At 40.9% G+C, this 16,788-nt stretch carries 18 protein-coding genes; 7 read left to right on the forward strand and 11 right to left on the reverse strand.

Features of this window, described 5'->3' with window-relative positions:
- Positions 1 to 81: 81 nt before the first annotated feature.
- The 7 genes from ZA05_RS13660 (at position 82) to ZA05_RS13695 (ending at position 6,584) form a co-directional block, all read left to right on the forward strand.
- The gene (locus ZA05_RS13660) at positions 82 to 852 is read left to right on the forward strand and encodes a tetratricopeptide repeat protein (RefSeq protein ID WP_053992371.1); all 771 of its coding nucleotides are present in this window, start codon (positions 82 to 84) and stop codon (positions 850 to 852) included.
- Between the two features lies 1 nt (position 853).
- Positions 854 to 1,333: a 6,7-dimethyl-8-ribityllumazine synthase gene (gene ribH / locus ZA05_RS13665; RefSeq protein ID WP_053992248.1), complete on the forward strand. Its 480-nt coding sequence runs from the start codon at positions 854 to 856 to the stop codon at positions 1,331 to 1,333.
- Between the two features lie 352 nt (positions 1,334 to 1,685).
- Complete coding sequence (locus ZA05_RS13675) at positions 1,686 to 1,973, forward strand: hypothetical protein (protein WP_053992250.1); 288 nt, start codon at positions 1,686 to 1,688, stop codon at positions 1,971 to 1,973.
- Entirely contained in the window at positions 1,973 to 3,844 is a 1,872-nt protein-coding gene (mutL, locus tag ZA05_RS13680; protein WP_053992251.1) for a DNA mismatch repair endonuclease MutL, read from the forward strand. The genes ZA05_RS13675 and mutL overlap by 1 nt, the downstream gene beginning before the upstream one ends.
- A 3-nt stretch (positions 3,845 to 3,847) precedes the next feature.
- Positions 3,848 to 4,690, forward strand: coding sequence for a rhomboid family intramembrane serine protease (locus ZA05_RS13685; protein ID WP_053992252.1), 843 nt, complete (start codon positions 3,848 to 3,850; stop codon positions 4,688 to 4,690).
- Between the two features lies 1 nt (position 4,691).
- Positions 4,692 to 5,555, forward strand: a complete 864-nt coding sequence (locus tag ZA05_RS13690; protein ID WP_053992253.1) for a rhomboid family intramembrane serine protease — start codon at positions 4,692 to 4,694, stop codon at positions 5,553 to 5,555.
- 6 nt (positions 5,556 to 5,561) lie between these two features.
- Positions 5,562 to 6,584 (forward strand): endonuclease/exonuclease/phosphatase family protein, encoded by a 1,023-nt coding sequence (locus ZA05_RS13695; RefSeq protein ID WP_053992254.1) that lies wholly within the window; start codon positions 5,562 to 5,564, stop codon positions 6,582 to 6,584.
- Here the strand turns inward: ZA05_RS13695 and ZA05_RS13700 are convergent.
- From ZA05_RS13700 to ZA05_RS13750, 11 genes are all read right to left on the reverse strand, one after another.
- Positions 6,567 to 6,881: a DUF6122 family protein gene (locus ZA05_RS13700; RefSeq protein ID WP_053992255.1), complete on the reverse strand. Its 315-nt coding sequence runs from the start codon at positions 6,879 to 6,881 to the stop codon at positions 6,567 to 6,569. The genes ZA05_RS13695 and ZA05_RS13700 overlap by 18 nt on opposite strands.
- Complete coding sequence (locus ZA05_RS13705; protein ID WP_053992256.1) at positions 6,881 to 7,504, reverse strand: WbqC family protein; 624 nt, start codon at positions 7,502 to 7,504, stop codon at positions 6,881 to 6,883. The genes ZA05_RS13700 and ZA05_RS13705 overlap by 1 nt, the downstream gene beginning before the upstream one ends.
- A 34-nt stretch (positions 7,505 to 7,538) precedes the next feature.
- Entirely contained in the window at positions 7,539 to 9,074 is a 1,536-nt protein-coding gene (lepB, locus tag ZA05_RS13710; RefSeq protein WP_053992257.1) for a signal peptidase I, read from the reverse strand.
- A gap of 55 nt (positions 9,075 to 9,129) precedes the next feature.
- The gene (dapB, locus tag ZA05_RS13715) at positions 9,130 to 9,834 is read right to left on the reverse strand and encodes a 4-hydroxy-tetrahydrodipicolinate reductase (protein WP_053992258.1); all 705 of its coding nucleotides are present in this window, start codon (positions 9,832 to 9,834) and stop codon (positions 9,130 to 9,132) included.
- A 3-nt stretch (positions 9,835 to 9,837) separates the two neighbouring features.
- Positions 9,838 to 10,452 carry a DUF5683 domain-containing protein gene (locus ZA05_RS13720; RefSeq protein ID WP_053992259.1) on the reverse strand — a complete coding sequence of 205 codons (615 nt, stop codon included), beginning with the start codon at positions 10,450 to 10,452 and terminating at the stop codon, positions 9,838 to 9,840.
- Positions 10,442 to 11,353, reverse strand: a complete 912-nt coding sequence (locus ZA05_RS13725) for a ParB/RepB/Spo0J family partition protein (protein WP_053992260.1) — start codon at positions 11,351 to 11,353, stop codon at positions 10,442 to 10,444. Before ZA05_RS13725 ends, ZA05_RS13720 begins: the two co-directional genes overlap by 11 nt.
- On the reverse strand, positions 11,353 to 12,117 hold the full coding sequence (locus ZA05_RS13730) for a ParA family protein (protein ID WP_053992261.1): 765 nt from the start codon (positions 12,115 to 12,117) through the stop codon (positions 11,353 to 11,355). The genes ZA05_RS13725 and ZA05_RS13730 overlap by 1 nt, the downstream gene beginning before the upstream one ends.
- A 146-nt stretch (positions 12,118 to 12,263) precedes the next feature.
- Complete coding sequence (scpA, locus tag ZA05_RS13735) at positions 12,264 to 14,390, reverse strand: methylmalonyl-CoA mutase (protein WP_053992262.1); 2,127 nt, start codon at positions 14,388 to 14,390, stop codon at positions 12,264 to 12,266.
- A 91-nt stretch (positions 14,391 to 14,481) separates the two neighbouring features.
- A complete protein-coding gene (locus tag ZA05_RS13740; RefSeq protein ID WP_053992263.1) occupies positions 14,482 to 15,144 on the reverse strand; it encodes a hypothetical protein in 663 nt (220 codons plus the stop codon).
- Positions 15,145 to 15,162: 18 nt separating this feature from the next.
- A complete protein-coding gene (locus tag ZA05_RS13745) occupies positions 15,163 to 16,515 on the reverse strand; it encodes a methylmalonyl-CoA mutase subunit beta (RefSeq protein ID WP_053992264.1) in 1,353 nt (450 codons plus the stop codon).
- Positions 16,508 to 16,786, reverse strand: coding sequence for a septum formation initiator family protein (locus ZA05_RS13750; protein WP_255350057.1), 279 nt, complete (start codon positions 16,784 to 16,786; stop codon positions 16,508 to 16,510). The genes ZA05_RS13745 and ZA05_RS13750 overlap by 8 nt, the downstream gene beginning before the upstream one ends.
- Positions 16,787 to 16,788 lie beyond the last annotated feature (2 nt).

Below are 16,788 nucleotides of genomic sequence, written 5' to 3' on the forward strand. Positions count from 1 at the left end.
CAAATTATTAAAAATAACAAAAAAATTGCCTTTTATTTATCAATAAAAATTTTATTTTTGCGGCGCATTAATACAGAATATATGGCAACTTACAAGAAAAGAGGATATAAACCAAAGACTAAAGTAGAACCACAAGAAGAAGAGATTGTAGACGAGCACTCCACTACAGCTGAGGTGTTTAACACCTTGGATGAATCTGCTTCTAAGACTGAAGAATGGGCAGAAAAGAACCAAAAAGCCATTTTGGTTACCGTAGGTGCTGTTGCGCTTATTCTATTGGGGTATTTGGGATATAATAAATTTATTGCCGAGCCAAAAGCTGAAGAAGCAATGAACGATATGTTCACCGCACAACAGTATTTTGACCAAGCGGTAAACGGTACTGAAAAGGATTCTCTTTTCACCTTGGCATTAGAAGGTTCTGGAGGTAAGTACGGAATGGTGGATATTGCTGATAAGCACAGTGGAACTCCAGCAGGAAACCTTGCCAACTATTATGCGGGTATGGCGTATTTAAACCTTAAGGATTACAAAAATGCCATCGAGTATTTAAGCAACTTTTCTAGTAACGATATCATGTTGGCGCCTTTGGCTAAAGGAGGTATTGGTGATGCCTTCGTACAATTGAACCAATTGGAAGATGCTTTAGGATACTACGAGCAGGCTATTAATGCTTCTAGCAATGAATTTACAACGCCATTGTATTTGTTTAAGGCAGCTAACCTAGCCAATAAGTTGGGAGATTCCAATAAAGCCTTGACGTACTTTAAGCGTATCAAAAATGAATTTCCAGACTCTACCGAAGCAACAAACATTGATGTTTTCATAGGTAGAGCGGAAGCAGCTCTATAATATGGCAACGACAAATTTATCTCAATACGATAAAAACACAATCCCAAACGCGAAAGACTTTCGGTTTGGGATTGTTGTTTCTGAATGGAATGATATCATCACCGAAGGACTGGCTCAAGGGGCTTATGACACTTTGGTAGAACACGGAGGACTTCCAGAAAACATTCTGCAATGGCACGTGCCGGGAAGCTATGAACTTATCTACGGCAGCAAAAAAATGCAGCAACAACAGGTGGATGCTGTCATAGCCATAGGGAGTGTGATCCAAGGGGAGACCAAACATTTCGATTTTGTGTGCGAAGCGGTTTCCCAAGGCATCAAGGATTTGAATGTGCAACATGATACTCCTGTTATTTTTTGTGTGTTGACAGACAATACCATGCAGCAAGCCATAGACCGTTCCGGAGGGAAACACGGTAACAAAGGTGTAGAAGCAGCTGTAGCGGCCATAAAAATGGCTGTATTGCGCCAAAACGCTTAGAGCCAATCCAATTCCAATGTCAATTTTTACAACTTAGGTGTGTTAACATTTTTTAGCACGCCAAGCATGATATTTCCTTGTATTTTAAGTACATTTGAAGTGTAATAGTGACGAAATTTTATAGTGAATTTATTTGGCCAACGAAAAAACAAGCGGTATAGCTATACTCCCAAACATTTAAAAACAGAGGAGAAGGAAGCCAAAGACACTATGGAGTCGCAATGGAAGGAAGTTAGGGATGCCAACCGCCGAAAAAAATCTTTTTTTACCTCACTTCCTTTTTTGGTCTTATTTTTGATTGCTGTTCTAGTACTACTATACATTTTAAGTCGTTACGAATAACAGAAACATTATGGGAATATTTAGCTTAAAAAAGAACAAAAAATTCGAGTATACACCACGATACTATAAAGGTGAGGGGAGTCCTTATGAACTGAAGCATAAGTTTGATGATTACAGGCAGACCGTAGGCAACAACAGAGGTCTGAAAACAAAGGTCAACAATGCTTGGGAAGATTATAAGAACAATCCAGATACCATGGGCGCCAACAAACGTGTCTTGATTATTGTGGGGATCTTGATCTTAATATTCCTAATTATCATCGATTTCGATTTGTCTATATTCTTTTCAAAACCCTAATGGCAGACATCATACAACTCCTACCTGATCACGTTGCCAATCAAATAGCTGCCGGGGAAGTGGTGCAACGACCTGCTTCCGTGGTAAAGGAACTCCTTGAAAATGCTATTGATGCCGACGCCAATCAGGTGAAACTTATTATAAAAGAAGCTGGAAAAACGCTTATCCAGGTCATCGACAACGGAAAGGGGATGAGCCCCACCGATGCACGCTTGAGCTTTGAACGCCATGCGACCTCAAAAATCAGGGCGGCCGAGGATTTGTTCGGATTGCATACCAAAGGTTTTCGAGGGGAGGCCTTGGCCAGTATTGCAGCCATTGCCCATGTAGAGCTTAAAACCCGCCAACCCGAGGAGGAATTGGGGACGCAAATTACCATTGAGGGTAGTGAGATAACTGCCCAAGAAGTGGTGGTTACACCAGAAGGTACCTCGGTAGCCGTAAAACACTTGTTTTTTAATATTCCGGCCCGACGTAATTTTTTAAAGTCCAATACTGTGGAGCTTCGGCATATCATCGACGAATTCCAGAGGGTGGCCTTGGCACATCCTGATATTGCCTTTATGATGTATCATAATGGCAGTGAAAGTTTCAACCTTCCGGCCAGTAATTACAGGCAACGTGTGGTGAATATTTTTGGGAACAAAACCAATGAAAAATTGGTGCCGGTAAATGAGGTAACGGAGGTCTTAAAGATATCCGGTTTTGTTGGCAAGCCTGAATTTGCCAAAAAGAACCGCAACGAACAGTTCTTTTTCGTAAACGACCGTTTTATAAAGAGTGCCTATCTTAACCATGCCATTAATTCAGCCTTTGAAGGACTGATAAAAGATGGAGCACACCCAAGTTATTTCTTGAATTTAGAGGTAGATCCCAAAACGATTGATATCAATATTCACCCAACTAAAACCGAAATTAAATTTGATGACGAGCATACCCTATATGCCATTATCCGGTCTTCTGTAAAACACAGTTTGGGACAGTTCAATATTGCACCGGTTCTGGATTTCGATTTGGATACCAATTTGGATACGCCCTATAACTATAAAAACAAGGCGGCTGCAACCCCTACTATTGAAGTAGACAGAAACTTCAACCCTTTTGCAGAGGAGATGGCTCCCAAGCGTTCGTCCTCAGGTGGCGGAAGTGCTTCAGCTGTGTCTTTCAAGAAAGATACTGGTGCTAGTTGGGAAAGTCTGTATGTTGGTTTGGAGTCCAAAGGGACCAGAGATGAAGAAGATTTCAGTGAGGTAGAATTTGAAAGTGAAGAAACTACTGAGCCTTTATTTCAGGACAATGAAGTGGGGGCGACTCAAAACACCTATCAAGTTCATAACAAATATATTGTAAGTACCATTAAGTCCGGTATGTTGGTGATCGATCAGCACCGGGCCCACCAACGTATTCTCTATGAAAACCTGCTAAAAAGTATGACGGTTAAGGAAGCGGTAAGCCAACAGCTACTTTTTCCGTTGGAATTGCACTTTTCATCAAATGAAATTCCTATTTTAGAGAGTCTTAAGGAAGATTTGGAGTCCACGGGCTTTATATTTTCGCAATTCGGTGAGGATCTTGTAGAGATTACCGGAGTTCCTATCAACGTTCCTGAAAGTGAAGTCTCCATTATTTTGGAGCAGCTCATCAGCGATGTAGAGCAGGAAGTCCCGGACAGCAGTTTTAGTGCCACCGACCTTTTGGCCAAATCCATTGCCAAAAGTTTGGCGATTAAAACAGGGCAATCGCTTACCAAATTGGAGCAGGAGCATATGGTGAACAGCCTTTTTGCCTGTAAAGAGCCTTCTGTGTCACCCACAAATAGACCCACATTTATTACGATGAGTGTGGACGATTTGGATAAAAAATTTATGTAGATTATGATTAGGATTACCAATACCGTAAAACATCTCATTATCATTAATGTGATTATGTTTGTTGCTACTATGTTAATAGGGAATGGAGAATTGTTTTACAGATTATTTGCCTTGTATTTTCCAAAAAATGATCTTTTCCAACCTTGGCAAATCATTACCCATATGTTTATGCATGGAGGCGCGAGTCTTCAATATTTCAGCCCTTTTCATTTAGGGTTTAATATGTTGGCCTTGTGGATGTTTGGAAGCGCAGTGGAGCAGCAGTTGGGAAGCCAAAAGTTTTTGTTTATTTACATCTCAGCTGGATTAGGAGCAGTGCTATTCCAGCTTGGCTTTTATTACTTTAAATATTATTCGGCAGCTTTTGGAATTGGGGATCTAAATTTAAGTTCAGATTTGTTAAATTCAATTGTTAATATAAATGCTATAGAAGGAGGTTATATTAAACCTGAGCTTTTTCATAATGGATTAAAAACAGTTTTAAATGATTTTGATTATAGAGGTGCAGTGATTGATACAAATGCATTTGCGGAATTATTTGAAATGAACAAGGTTACAATGGCTTCCATGGTAGGGGCCTCAGGTTGTATCATGGGGATTTTGGCAGCCTTTGGGATGATGAATCCGGAAGCAAAACTCATGCTCATCTTTTTGCCTATTCCTATAAAGGCGAAATATTTTATTCCCGGAATTATCATTTTGGATGTCATTTCAGCACTTACGGGACAGTCTTTCTTTAGTCCAAGCAATACGGCCTATATGGCGCACGTTGGAGGCGCTTTGACAGGGTTTATCATAATGTGGTATTGGAAAAAAACACAGTTTAATAAAAATAGATGGTATTGATATGACCTCCTTAAGTCAGGACATACAGTATAAACTAAAGCGATTGAATGCCTTTGAAAAAATCATAGGCATTAATGTTGTGGTGTTTCTTATTTCCTTAATACTGTTTAAGGCCTATGGCACCAGTTTGCATTGGTTTGAAATGCCAAAACGTTTTGGTGATTTTATCCATCAACCTTGGTCTATTTTTACTTACGGTTTTGTACACTATGGCTTTTGGCATGTAGCGCTCAACATGCTTATTCTGTACTTTATTTCTCAAATGATGCTCAATTTGTTTCGAACCAAAATGGCTCTGAACGTTTACTTTTTGGGCATTTTGTGTGGCGGATTGGCCTTTTTGTTGGTTTACAATTTATTTCCACAATCACAGTTAAAAAATGTAGGAACTTTAGTTGGTGCCTCTGCAGGCGTACGTGCCTTGATTATTTTTTTGAGTGCCTATATGCCCCACAAAGAAGCGCGTTTGATGACCTTTAATATCAAGCTATGGTATATTGGAGTGGCCATGGTAGTGATAGATGTTTTAGGACTGTTTAGTTTAAATCAGGGAGGTTATGTAGCGCATTTGGGAGGAAGCTTACTAGGGTATGTTTATGCGCAACAGCTTAGCAAAGGCAAGGATATCGGGAAAAGGTTTGAAAGTTTTATGAATAAGGTAGAAGGATGGTTTAAGCCGAAATCTCCCCTGAAAACTGTACATAGACGAAAATCCAAATCCTTTGCAGGACACAACAAAGAAGAGTTTAACGAATTCACCAAACAAAAACGTATTGACCTTATTTTGGATAAAATAGGGAAGAGTGGCTATGAAAGTTTGACGCAGGAGGAGAAATCATTTTTGTTTAAAGCCGGAAAGGACTAAGACTGTATGAAGCGACTAAAAGTCATTGAAAAATTAGTATTCTTCATTAATTCCATTGTCGCAACGATGTTGCTGCTGTCTTATATTTTACCCCATGTATCGCCTGGCAAATTTGCTTTTCTATCGGTACTCAGTCTGGCGGTGCCTGTATTGATACTCCTCAATATTTTATTTGTTATTTATTGGTTGCTCAAAGTAAAAAAGCAATTACTGTTGTCGCTTTTGGTGCTTAGTTTAGGCTATACCTATCTGTTCTCACTTTATAAATTTTCGTCTTCCAAAGATGTGGAAGATGAGGCCAACCTTTCGGTGATGACTTATAATGTGCGTTTGTTCAATTTGTTTGAATGGATCAAAGATAGGGACGTTAAGAAAGAGATGTTGGGCTTTATCAAGGAACAACAGCCTGATATCATAAGCCTGCAGGAATACCGGCCGGATGAAACTATTCAACTTAAAAATTACCACAAATTTGAAAAGGTTTCGGGGAATAAGGTAAAGAGTGGACAGGCCATTTTTTCAAAATATCCCATAGTAAATTCGGGCTCCATTGAGTTTCCCAATTCTTCCAATAATGCCATTTATGTCGACATAGTGAAAATGAAGGATACCATCAGGATCTACAATGTGCATTTACAATCCCTAAGGATTGACCCCAATATGGAAAAGTTGGCCAACGAATCCTCAGAGAACCTTTTTAAGCGCGTTGGTGGGACTTTTAAGCTCCAACAAAGTCAGACAGAACTCTTCTTAAAAAACAAGGCTAAATGTCCGTATAAAATGATTATTTGTGGAGACTTTAACAATACGGCTTATTCTTATGTGTATAAAGAAATCAAAGGGGATCTTCAGGATACTTTTGTAGAGGCTGGCAATGGTTTTGGAAGGACTTTCAACTTTAAATTTTTCCCAGTTCGGATTGATTTTATATTGGCCGACAAGGATTTTGAGGTGAACAGCTTTAAAACCTTCGACATAGAACTGTCTGATCATTATCCCATCATGACCAAATTAAAGCTGCATCATTAAACAGTCTACCGAGTCTGCCAAAATATGAATGAGTAGGCCTATTCCCAAAATTCTACTGGGTTTCCAAAAGGAGAGTACAGCATAAACTGCAATGGCATAATAGGTGTGGAGTGGATGAAAATTGATGCTACAGCGTGTGGGATCAAAAATAGGGGTTGCCAGCAAGTGGTCTAAATCTATGGCAATACAGGCCCACATGATGAGGGTAGCCAATAGCCATTTCGGTTTAAAGAAGATTATAGCAACAAACACGGGAAGCACAAAGTGAATCCCGTAATGTATGAGAGTTTGTAGCATTACTTTTGTAGTTTCTGAGCTTCCAGATACGTAATGGCGTTTGGACCTTCACAGAACAGCAAATCCAAGATGCTTAGATTGGAAATGAAGCCATGTTTGTCTCCAAATACCTGTGTGTAGGGCTCAAAGTTCCTTTGTGGTTCTCCTTTGCTGTTTACTAGGCTTCTAAAATCCTTAATAGGAGCCACAACATCTTTTTGATATTCCAAAGTACGATCAAAATCAATTTCCACTTGCAAGCACTCACAAATGGTTTCAAAACATTTTAAGTTGAAGTCCAAAAGATATTCAAAAGGTGTTTTGAACAAAGGTTCCAAATCGGCTTCGTAAAACTCAAAATAAGGAGAGGTACGATAGGCCGATTCCAAAGATTTCCAATGAAGTAATTGCCAGTCGGTATCGTTGGCAATTTTTACATCCTTGTATAGCTGTCTGTTTTTTTGGGTATGCCTAATAGGAATGTTCAACAATAACTTTCCGTTTGCTGCATATACATAGGTGCGGTTACGATAGGTCTGTTTTTGGTAATTGTCGCACATTTCCAAAGTGACACGGTCTGCTTGCAATAGTGCTGCAAAATGTGCCACATTAGGGAAATAGGTGGGATGTATGACAATATCCATATATGTTTTATTCTCTTTAAAAGTTGGGAAGTGCTTATTCCTTTTTGCGTTTTCTCCATTTGCTGAAGCCAAACCAACCTGCCAATAACACCAAGAACGGAATTAAATATGAAGTAGGTTTTCCAGATCCTTCAACCGTCGTAAACCAACGCTCCCAACGGGGTTTTCCATTGGCCCAGCTCATCCAGATAAATACCGGTTTCCCAACCACGTGATCAAAGGGTACAAAGCCCCAAACACGGGAGTCCTGAGAGTTGTGACGGTTGTCTCCCATCATCCAGTAATAGTCCTTCGCAAAGGTGTAACTGGTGCTAGGTTGCCCGTCCAAAAGGATTTGGTTTCCATTTACAGACACTTTATGCCCTTCGTAATGGGTGATGAGATGTTTGTAAAGTGGCAATGTTTCTAGGTTCAAATCAATGGTTGCGCCTTCTTTTGGGATGTACAAAGGACCAAAATTGTCATTGTTCCAATTGTAGGCTACATTACTTGGGAAAATCCCTGAAGACCGTTCTCCTTTAGGACTTTTTAAAGAAACGATGTCCCCTACATCTGGGTGGTTTTTTAAACGAGCAATAGCTTCATTGGAAGCAGCAGGAATTAAATAAGACCCTTGAGTTCTTCCATAGGCCAAACCGTCTGTAATGTCGTAACGGTTCAACATCGCTACAATTTCCTGTGGATGAATATTTCTTTTAAAAGTGATTTCATAGGAGAACTGTAACTTAGCACGGTCCGGAAGGTCATTTTGCTCTCCGTTGATGTAAACATAGCCATCTCTTAATTCCAAAGAATCCCCTGGAATACCCACACAACGCTTCACATAGTTTGTTTTTTTGTCGATAGGCTTGTAGTAATACTTATCGGTGTGGTACATGTCCAACATGGTATCTACAGGCCAGTTAAACACCACAATATCGTTGCGTTCTATATCTTCAAAACCAGGAAGCCTTAAATAAGGCAACTCCAATTTAGGGATATAGGATTTTATCTTTGCACCCGGAATGGTATCATGCACCATAGGTGCTGCAATTGTTGTCATTGGGATTCTTGCCCCATAATTCACCTTGCTTACAAACAAGAAATCACCTACCAAAAGCGTCTTTTCCAAAGAGGAGGTAGGAATGGTAAATGGCTGTATATAGTAGGTGTGTACAATGGTTGCGGCCACAATGGCAAACAAGATGGAACTCACCCAATCTCCAAAAGCAGTGCGGGGATGCAAATCACGATTTTCAACGTATTCAACATCCGCGACATAGTTTAAATAGTAATTGTAAAATCCTAGAGTGGCCACTGCCAAAAGGGTATCAGTTGTAGAATTCTTTTTAAAGCTTCTAGCTGTCTCTACCCAAACCACGGGGAACATGATCAGGTTCACAATAGGAACAAATAACAAAATGGTCCACCACCATGGTCTGTTAATGATTTTCATGAGGATGACGGCATTGTAAACGGGAACAAATGCTTCCCATGCCTGACGTCCTGCTTTAACATAAAGTTTCCAGGTTCCCAAGCCGTGGATTACTTGTACGGCAAGGAAAAAGATAAACCATTGAGATAATGTCATGTTTTAGAGTTTAGTGGGTTGAAATGTATTGAAAATGGTACGAAGAAAGCACTCCTTAACCAATGTTTAACACATTTTTCATTGAAAATACACCTTTTTTTCCAACAATCCATTCGGCAGCAATCACGGCTCCCAAAGCAAAACCTTGACGGTTGTGTGCGGTATGTGAAATTTGAATGGAATCGATTTCAGAATCGTAGTTGATAATGTGGGTTCCGGGAACGTCGGCAATACGTTTGGCTTCAATTTGGATTTGGTCCTCTTGTGGCGCTTCCAAAGTCCAATTGTTGAAGGTGCTGTTGTTATCGATAATCCCTTCGGCCAAAGTAATGGCAGTACCACTAGGGGCATCCAATTTTTGAGTGTGGTGGATTTCCTCCATGCTCACTTGGTATTGAGGTTGTCCTTTCATCAAGTTGGCCAACACACGGTTCAATTCAAAAAAGAGGTTCACCCCAAGACTGAAATTAGAGGCATAAATAAAGGCGCCTTCATTGGCGTTGCAAAGCTCCACAGCTTTGTCATAGTCCTGGAGCCATCCAGTGGTTCCTGAAATGACAGGCACCCCGTTACTAAGGCACTTGGAAATATTTTTAAATGCCGAAGAGGGCACACTAAAATCTATGGCTACATCAGCTTCGGTAATGTCATAATCATCGGTATCGGCATTGGCTTTAATTACGATAGAGTGTCCACGGTCGATGGCAATGGCTTCAATGGCCTTTCCCATTTTTCCGTATCCCAATAAGGCTATTTTCATGATCTAAAATTTAAAATTGAGGGTAAGTCCCAAATCGGAACTATTATCTTGTTCGTTATATTTAAAGTGAGGTTTCAATGCCAAGTTTTCGTCGATGTTGTATTGCAGTAAATGCGCGTCGACATTGGCATCTATAATGTTAAGGGCATAAAGTCCCAAGGTCACCAAGAGTGACACTTCTTTGTTGCTTCGTAAGGTTTTTTGGGCTCTGATGAGTCCGTCGTTTGAAAGTCTCGGATTCTCCAAAGGATTGCCTTCGGAATCTTCTCCCCAAAACTCATCATCCTTAAAACCTGCCAAGCGGCGTTTATAGGCATCACGGTAGCGGTCGTACTGCTTACTATTGTCTACATAAAAGTAAATACCGGTTCCCAAGGCTGCATAAACAATCGGGATTTTCCAGTATTTCTTGTTGTAGGCCTGTCCTAAACCAGGTAACACAGCAGAATAGAAAGCAGCCTTTGAAGGGGCCAATATATTCAATGGACGACGTTTTACACTGTCTTGTACCACCATTAGGTCGGTGTTTACAGCCGTACTGTCCGTTTTAGTTTGAGCGTTACCTGAAAGATGACATAGAATGAAAAAAAGCGTACTATAAAAAAGCTTATTTGACACCTTTAACTAATTTTTGCATACGGTTAAAATCTTCTTCGGAATGGAAGGGAATGGAAATGGTCCCTTTGCCATTCTTGGAAACTTTAACGTTGATTTTGTGTCCAAAGTATTCCGAGAACTCCTTAATTCCATCTTTGATGAACACAGGTAGTTCTTGATCGCCCGATTTGCTTTTCGGTACTTTAACGGTCTTTTCTTCTTGGTAGGTTTTTACCAAGGCTTCGGTATCACGTACGGATAATTTATTGGAAATGATTTTTTCGTAAATCTCCAATTGGGCGTTTTGATCCTCAATGTTGATGATAGCGCGACCATGACCCATGGAAATAAAGCCATCACGCATTCCTGTTTGGATGATTGGATCCAATTTCAACAATCGCAAATAGTTGGCAATAGTAGAACGCTTTTTCCCAACGCGGTCACTCATTTGTTCCTGAGTCAAGTTGATTTCGTCAATCAAGCGTTGGTAGGACAAAGCGATTTCTATAGGGTCCAGATCCTGGCGTTGGATGTTTTCCACCAAGGCCATTTCCAAAGACTCTTGGTCGTTGGCAATACGGATGTAGGCCGGAATGGTTTCCAAGCCCAATAATTTGGAGGCTCTAAAACGGCGCTCTCCAGATACCAATTGGTATTTGTTGAAATCTAATTTTCTAACCGTAATAGGTTGGATGACACCAAGTTCCTTGATGGACGTGGCCAATTCGCGAAGGGCTTCTTCGTTAAAATTGGTACGGGGCTGGAATGGATTGATCTCAATGGTTGTGATATCCAAATCCACAATATTGCCAATAACCTTATCGGCATTTTTATCTTGAACAGAACTTATATCATTGGTAGGGTCCTTAAGAAGTGCGGAAAGTCCTCTTCCTAAGGCTTGTTTTTTTGTTGCCTTCGCCATTACTCATTCTTTTTAATGATTTCTTTCGCCAAATTTAAATAATTTACGGCGCCTTTACTGGTCACGTCATAGTTGATGATGCTTTCACCATAACTAGGCGCCTCTCCCAAACGCACATTACGCTGGATAATGGTTTCAAATACCATATCGCTAAAGTGCTTTTGAACCTCCTCAACTACTTGGTTGGATAAACGTAAACGGGCATCGTACATAGTCAACAACATGCCTTCGATATCCAAATCCTGGTTGTGGATTTTTTGAACACTCTTGATGGTGTTCAACAATTTGCCCAATCCTTCCAAAGCAAAATACTCGCATTGTATAGGAATAACTACCGAGTCGGAAGCCGTTAGGGCGTTCAAGGTCAAAAGGCCCAAAGAAGGGGCACAGTCGATCAAGATATAGTCGTAAGTTGACTTTAAGTGGCCAATGGCCTTTTTCATCATGTATTCGCGTTGGTCCTTATCTACCAATTCAATTTCGATGGCCACCAAATCGATATGCGCAGGAATGATATCTACATTTGGGGACTCTGTAGGCATGATACATTCCTCAACAGGCAATGTATGCTCCAATAATTGGTAGGTTCCAACTTCAATGCCTTCAACATCAATACCAAGACCAGAGGTTGCATTGGCCTGAGGATCGGCATCGATCAGCAATACTTTTTTTTCTAAAGCACCTAAAGAAGCGGCTAAGTTTACCGAGGTCGTTGTTTTTCCAACGCCTCCTTTTTGATTTGCAATTGCAATGATTTTACCCATTAATTGATTTGGTTTTTGTCCTGGTAAAAATACGATTATTTGTGAGTTTAAAAAACGTAATTTGTTAACAAACGTTAAACGTTTAGTTTCAAAGCAGTCTTAGGCTCACAGGGGGTTATTGGGGCTTTTTTGGATATTTAGAAAGCCTATTCAGCAATCAAAATGTCCAATATTTTTATGGCGGCATCGCTAATTTTGGTCCCTGGACCAAATACGGCAACTGCACCGGCATCATATAAGTATTGATAGTCTTGTTTAGGGATTACACCACCTACAATTACCAGTATGTCGTCCCTGCCATAAGCTTTAAGGGCGTCTACAACCTGGGGAACAAGTGTTTTGTGACCTGCTGCCAAGGAAGATACTCCCAATACGTGGACGTCATTTTCCACCGCCTGTTTAGCGGCTTCTTGAGGAGTTTGGAATAGTGGGCCGATATCCACATCAAAACCGATATCGGCATAACCCGTAGCTACTACTTTGGCGCCTCTGTCGTGACCGTCTTGGCCCATTTTGGCAATCATAATACGGGGTCTGCGACCATCTTGGTCAGCAAATTTATCGGCCAATTCCCTAGCTTTATTAAAGGAATCGTCGTTTTTTATTTCTTTACTGTACACGCCTGAAACTGATTTTATTTGTGCCTTGTAACGTCCGAAGGCCGTTTCCAAGGCATCACTGATTTCTCCTAAAGTTGCACGTTCACGAGCTGCTTCCACCGCTAATGCCAATAAATTTTCAACACCATTTTGGGCAGCTTCGGTCAATTTTGATAGGGCCTGTTGTACGGTTTCATTGTTCCGATTGTCCTTCAGTCTGTTTAAACGTTCTATTTGTTGGTTTCGTACGGTTTGGTTGTCTACTTCCAAAGTTTGGATAGGGGCTTCCTGCTCCAATTGGTAGTTGTTCACTCCAACAATAATATCTTGTCCAGAATCGATGCGGGCCTGTTTTCGGGCAGCTGCTTCCTCAATTCTCATTTTAGGAATACTAGCCTCAATGGCTTTGGTCATACCGCCATGGGCTTCGACTTCTTCGATAAGAGCCCAAGCTTTTTCAGCAATGTCATGGGTGAGCTTTTCTACATAATAACTGCCTCCCCAAGGATCGACTGTTTTGGCGATCTGCGTCTCTTCCTGAAGGTAAATTTGCGTATTTCTGGCAATACGAGCAGAAAAATCGGTTGGTAAGGCAATGGCCTCATCCAGCGCATTGGTGTGCAGGGATTGTGTCCCTCCAAAAGCTGCAGCTGCTGCCTCAATGCAAGTGCGAGCTACATTGTTGAAAGGATCCTGCTCTGTCAAGCTCCAACCAGAGGTTTGACAGTGGGTGCGCAATGCCAATGATTTTTCATTTTTAGGATTGAATTGTTTGATGAGTTTTGCCCAGAGCATTCTCGCGGCTCTCATTTTGGCAATTTCCATAAAGTGGTTCATTCCAATGGCCCAGAAGAAGGATAGACGGGGGGCAAAGGTATCTATGTCCATGCCGGCATCCAATCCTTTACGTACGTACTCCAAACCATCTGCCAAAGTGTATGCCAATTCAATATCACAGGTAGCACCTGCTTCCTGCATGTGATAGCCAGAAATACTGATACTGTTGAATTTTGGTATGTGCTGGCTGGTGTATTCAAAAATATCCGAAATGATCTTCATGGAAGGCGTAGGTGGGTAGATGTAGGTGTTACGCACCATAAACTCCTTGAGAATGTCATTCTGGATGGTTCCAGAGAGTTGTTCTGGTTTTACGCCTTGTTCTTCGGCAGCCACAATATAAAATGCCATGATGGGCAATACGGCGCCGTTCATAGTCATGGAAACGCTCATCTTGTCCAATGGAATTTGGTCGAAAAGCACTTTCATGTCTTCTACGGAGTCAATGGCTACACCTGCTTTTCCCACATCTCCAACAACGCGTTCATGATCGGAGTCATAGCCTCTATGAGTTGCCAAATCGAAGGCTACGGAGAGTCCTTTTTGACCCGCGGCCAAATTTCTTCTGTAAAAGGCGTTACTTTCCTGTGCTGTGGAAAACCCAGCATATTGCCTGATAGTCCAAGGACGTCTCACGTACATGGTACTGTAGGGACCTCGTAAATTGGGGGCTATCCCTGCGACAAAGTTAAGGTGGTCCACCTCTTTTAAATCAGTTTGGGAATAGGTGCTTTTTACCGGAATGTCCTCGGCTGTTTGAAAGGTATCCTGAGCACTTTCTTGAGAAGCAGTCAAAGTCCTTTTTAGACTTATATGTTGAAGGTTTTTTCTTTGCATTAGAGTATCATTTTTTGAAGAACACCATTGCCATATTGAATTTTATATTTTTATAATTTCCTTTCGATAGAGGGCAATTTTTTTATCAATTTTAATGGTTGTGTCCTTCGTGGCTGTCTTCTTTTTTGGGAGGAGCCGCATTAAAGTCAATGTTTGAAGCTGCTCCTTCAGCTTTGGTGAAATTCACATTGAACAATTTGGCGTAGTAAATATCCAAGGCAACAAAAAGAGCCAAGTATTTATCCTTGCTTAAGATGGTTGTTTGTTTTCTAATAGCCTCTCCATACATTCTGTAGCTCATACTATTGGTGTCCAATAAGGCATTGAAAGTGGTTTTAAATCCCGACTCTGCCATATTTGTTCTTACACACTCTACAATAGGGCTGTTGTAGTTTAGGTGGTATTCTGTTCCATCGGTTGCCCAGAGCCCCGGTTGAGTTTTCAAGGCTTCCATGACTTCCTTGGTATGGTCTGAAACCATTACGGTATAGTCGATTCTTTTGGTTCTCACAGCATTGAAAAATTGGGTGTAGGCTCTATTGCTGTTCTTTTTTTCATCTCCATAGGTGTCCAATAGATCCGTTTCAAAGGACTGCAGGGCTTCGTTCAATAATAAGGAGTCCTTAGTATTGCAGAGCTTGATTTCATTGCGGTTGGCATACAATAGAGGGATTTCCGGTGTGCTGGATTCCTGTTTGCAGTTGAACAAGGTAAAACTTAAGATTACTGATAATGTCACTAATTTAAATTTCATAATTTTTAAATGATTTGGTTATTCTGATTTGATTCGTTGTTGTTCCAGGGCTTCTGCCAATCGCTTTTCTATGATTGGCGGAATAAGGGTCTTTACCGGATTGGTTTTTAAAAAGGGGTAAAGTTCCAACTCGTCTTTCATTTTATCCTCTGGGTTGGGGTGTTTGTTGGTGCCCAAAAGTACTAGTTCCCCTTTGTTGAAGGCTTCCTGTTCTTTTGTGGCACTTTCCTTAATTTTACGTTGAATGGTGCCTTCCTTTAACTGTCTCAATAAGCCGCCTTGCTGTTCTATGTCCTTAAACAATTCCAAGGCTTTTTCTGCCAATTGTTCTGTGAGCTGTTCAATATAATAGGCGCCATCGGCAGGATTGTTCACCTTGTTGAAATAGCTTTCATGTTTGAGCATCAAAAGTTGGTTGCGTGCTATACGCTCGCCAAATTCATTGTCTTTGTGGTAAATGGCATCATAAGCCAAGTTGCCCACAGTATCTGCTCCTCCCAAAATAGCCGTCATGCATTCCGTAGTGGTACGTAGCATGTTAGTATTGTAATCGTACAGGGTTTTGTTGCGCTTGGTAGGTGTGGCCATTATGTGGCAGGTTTCGTCTGCCTTATATTCGGCAGCCAAGGAGGCCCAAAGTAGACGTAGCGCCCTAAGCTTTGCAATTTCAAAAAAGTAATTGCTACCCACGGACACTTTGAAAGTAGGCTTAATTGCAGGGTTACCCTCCAAATGATTGAGATATTCATTGGCATGGGCCAAGCCATACGCTAATTCCTGCACATGATTGGCTCCCGCATTTTGGTAGAGCTCCATATTGATAGTAATTCCATTGGTAATGGCAACAATGCTTTTATAGGCTTCAAAATCACTGTTTAAGTTGCGGTACCAATTTCCTGTTTTGGCCAAATTCCCTATAACGTCAATTTGTACGGTGTGAGGCGTGGTTCCCAACAGGTTTTTTAGTTCTTTTACAAAGGTATCTGAGCAAAATTGCAGGGTGAAATGAAAGGTTGTTTCTGTATTTGGAAGTCCTTTCATTAAAACGTTTATATTCACTCCAGAAGAGGGAACGATAAAGGTGATGCTTTCGGCTCCGCGGTTTAAAACCTCTTTGGCTTTGGCGTTGGACTTTTCAACATCTGCTACAAAAATGGTCTGGTTGATGGCCCATAGAGAGGCTTTGGTATTGGGGGAGGGAAATGGCAGTTCCGTTTCATCCAGATGATAAAACGGCCTTACATCAATCCCTTCGTTGGTATTCCAGATAAGGGTGTCGTTATAATCGGCACCTTTAAGGTCTACTTGTATTTTTTGTTTCCATTGTTTGGAAGATACCTCCTCAAACTCATTAAATACCAGTTTACTCATGGTAAGATTGTTTTGTTAAGCTGTCTACGTATTCAATGATATAAATCTCTTCGTCAGCTTTTTTCATATAATATTTTTCTCTGGCCAATTTTTCAAGCCCTTCTTCGGTGCTCAAGGCTTTAATGGCCTTTTTGTCCTTGGCAATCTCTTTTTGGTAGTACTCCTTTTCATCTTCCAATTCTTTAATATCAGTATTGAGTTCATGGTGAATAAACCAAGAATTGGCATCAAAAAAGAGCATCCAAACGGCAAAGCCTACCAGTAGGAGCACAA

The organism is Mangrovimonas sp. TPBH4 (genome assembly GCF_001280505.1).
Lineage (GTDB): Bacteria > Bacteroidota > Bacteroidia > Flavobacteriales > Flavobacteriaceae > Mangrovimonas_A.

Coding starts and splice junctions, on each gene's coding strand:
- ZA05_RS13700 (WP_053992255.1), bottom strand. CDS start 6,881: ATGCTACAAACTCTCATACATTACGGGATTCACTTTGTGCTTCCCGTG.
- ZA05_RS13685 (WP_053992252.1), top strand. CDS start 3,848: ATGATTAGGATTACCAATACCGTAAAACATCTCATTATCATTAATGTG.
- ribH (WP_053992248.1), top strand. CDS start 854: ATGGCAACGACAAATTTATCTCAATACGATAAAAACACAATCCCAAAC.
- ZA05_RS13730 (WP_053992261.1), bottom strand. CDS start 12,117: ATGGGTAAAATCATTGCAATTGCAAATCAAAAAGGAGGCGTTGGAAAA.
- ZA05_RS13740 (WP_053992263.1), bottom strand. CDS start 15,144: ATGAAATTTAAATTAGTGACATTATCAGTAATCTTAAGTTTTACCTTG.
- ZA05_RS13660 (WP_053992371.1), top strand. CDS start 82: ATGGCAACTTACAAGAAAAGAGGATATAAACCAAAGACTAAAGTAGAA.
- ZA05_RS13690 (WP_053992253.1), top strand. CDS start 4,692: ATGACCTCCTTAAGTCAGGACATACAGTATAAACTAAAGCGATTGAAT.
- ZA05_RS13675 (WP_053992250.1), top strand. CDS start 1,686: ATGGGAATATTTAGCTTAAAAAAGAACAAAAAATTCGAGTATACACCA.
- scpA (WP_053992262.1), bottom strand. CDS start 14,390: ATGCAAAGAAAAAACCTTCAACATATAAGTCTAAAAAGGACTTTGACT.
- ZA05_RS13745 (WP_053992264.1), bottom strand. CDS start 16,515: ATGAGTAAACTGGTATTTAATGAGTTTGAGGAGGTATCTTCCAAACAA.
- dapB (WP_053992258.1), bottom strand. CDS start 9,834: ATGAAAATAGCCTTATTGGGATACGGAAAAATGGGAAAGGCCATTGAA.
- ZA05_RS13725 (WP_053992260.1), bottom strand. CDS start 11,353: ATGGCGAAGGCAACAAAAAAACAAGCCTTAGGAAGAGGACTTTCCGCA.
- ZA05_RS13705 (WP_053992256.1), bottom strand. CDS start 7,504: ATGGATATTGTCATACATCCCACCTATTTCCCTAATGTGGCACATTTT.
- mutL (WP_053992251.1), top strand. CDS start 1,973: ATGGCAGACATCATACAACTCCTACCTGATCACGTTGCCAATCAAATA.
- lepB (WP_053992257.1), bottom strand. CDS start 9,074: ATGACATTATCTCAATGGTTTATCTTTTTCCTTGCCGTACAAGTAATC.
- ZA05_RS13695 (WP_053992254.1), top strand. CDS start 5,562: ATGAAGCGACTAAAAGTCATTGAAAAATTAGTATTCTTCATTAATTCC.